Origin of the sequence: Spirillospora sp. NPDC046719 (assembly GCF_040645715.1) — a bacterium.
Lineage (GTDB): Bacteria > Actinomycetota > Actinomycetes > Streptosporangiales > Streptosporangiaceae > Spirillospora.
Genome location: NZ_JBEYYT010000813.1, coordinates 1 through 2,132 on the forward strand (window position 1 = coordinate 1; position 2,132 = coordinate 2,132).

Here is a 2,132-nt window from a genome sequence, read left to right on the forward strand (position 1 = left end):
GCTCCGCCTGCCCCGCCCCCGGGTCGCGCCACCCCACCACCCCCTTCCGTCAGGGACGAATCGCCCTTGTGTGAGGCGCGAAGAGCGGCAACAGGCCACGAGACCCGGGCCGCCTTTCCCGCTCGAAAAATACCGAGAAGAATGTGGCCCGAACGCCCTCGAATGGCATCGAATGTCGGTCACACAGGGTACTATTTACGTATGCAATCAGTGACGGTCGAGCTTGAGGCTGCGTCCACCATGGAACTGGTGAACGCGCTCTCAACCATCGCCACTGAACTCGCATCGCGAGAAGCCCCTGAATCAGCGGCCGCGTGCCTGGAACTACCGAGACTCTTGTGGCCGCGTCCGATATACAGGAAAGCGCGCTCGCCGGATTCATCGGCCGAGTCGACGCCAGCGGAGAGCAGGCCCGGTGGGGATATCCCTCCACCCAAGCGTGGCTGCGATCTCGACTCGGCATGCGGGACAGCCGCGCCAAGGAACGCCTCACCCTCGCCCGGCAGAGCCACCGCCTACCGGAGGTCTGCGCACAGCTGGCGGCCGGGGAGCTGTCCTACGGCTACGCGGCCACCGTCGCCGACTCGGTCGCCCGCCTGGACGACACCGACTGCGCCGAAGCTGAGACGACCCTCCTCGGTTTCGTCGACCAGGGCTTCTCGGCCGGGAAGGTCGCCGCGTTCGGCCGCCGCATCCGCGACCTCATCGCCGAACGCGACGACACCGAAGACGCACCGGATGAGGACACCAAACGCGGCTATGACAAGTCGTGGATTACCACCACCCGATCCCTGGACGGTGGCCGGTACGTCAAGGGGTGGCTGAACCCCGAGGACGCCGCGATCTGGGACGGCACGCTCGCTCCGCTGGCCAAGCCGGCCGGACCAGACGACCGACGCGACCTCCCCGAACGCACCGCAGCGGCACTGTCGAGCGTCCTGTCGGGTGGGCACAAGGCGTCCAAGGTCACCGTCATCTGCGACCTGGACACCCTCACCGGAGGCAACGCACCCGCCCGCCTCACCGACGGGTCACCGATCCCCGCTGCCCAGGCGCGCCGCATCGCTCTCTCGGCCGGAGTCTCACCCCTCCTGCTGGGCCGTGGAAACACCCCGCTCTACCTGGGCTACCGGGAACGATTCGCTTCCGCAGCGCAGCGACAGGTGCTGGAAACGCTCTACCCCTCGTGCGCGGTGCGAGGCTGCGAAGTGCCTGGGACGCTGTGCGAGGTCGACCACGTGCACGGATGGGCGCTCGGACGATCGCCCACCGACATCGACCAACTCGCCCTCACCTGTGGATGGCACAACCGCTTCAAACACACCAACCCCGACCAGATCCAGATCACCAAGGGTCGGGACGGGCGATACGTCTACCGACTACTCCCACCAGCCGACGCCAGAGGATCAGCAACCGGGACCGGGCCACCAGGCAACATCGGCCCACCTGACAACCCCGCGCTCGACTGGGCCGCATAACCACCCACCACCGCAACACTGCACACGGCCACGCCCTGTGCCGGTCCGCCTGCATCCACACCGATGACGGGCGGCTCCGGCATGCCCACACGTCAGGCGACCGCCTCACACCAGTTGCGGTTGCCCCTCCAGACAGCCCTTTGCGGAGACCGCCACCAGTCGCCCGGCCACTACGCACCGCCCAGCAGCACCGACCAACACCACTCCAGACCGAACCGCATAGCCGCCCCGCTCCCGCATAACACCCATCCACCTCGGCCCAGGCCCTGCGCTGGTCCACTCGCAGCCACCCTCCCGACGGGCGAGCCAACCTGCCCCCATGACAGCGCGATGCCGACACGACAGCGCGATACACCAATGCAATAGCCGAGGCCGCCTGCTGAATGCAGCACGCCAACATCCCACGGCCCCGGTCGCCAGAGCACCCGGTAACCCACATCGGGGGCGGCTCGTTTCCGATCGGGTGTTGTGGTGTTGCCCTTGGGGTCTCTTCGTCCCTTACGGAGGGGGTGGTGGGGTGGCGCGACCCGGGGGCGGGGCAGGCGGAGCCTGCCCCCATCACCTGCCTAGGGGCCGCAGAGGCTCCAAAGTCAAGGGTGGACGAAGTCCATCGCGAAGCGACGCCGAAGGCGCCCTTGACTTTGGAGGGGCGGC

The 2,132-nt window shown here is 67.8% G+C and carries 1 protein-coding gene; it reads left to right on the forward strand.

Annotated elements, in window-relative coordinates:
• Positions 1 to 338 precede the first annotated feature (338 nt).
• Positions 339 to 1,478, forward strand: a complete 1,140-nt coding sequence (locus tag ABZ914_RS50545; RefSeq protein ID WP_500201701.1) for an HNH endonuclease signature motif containing protein — start codon at positions 339 to 341, stop codon at positions 1,476 to 1,478.
• Positions 1,479 to 2,132 lie beyond the last annotated feature (654 nt).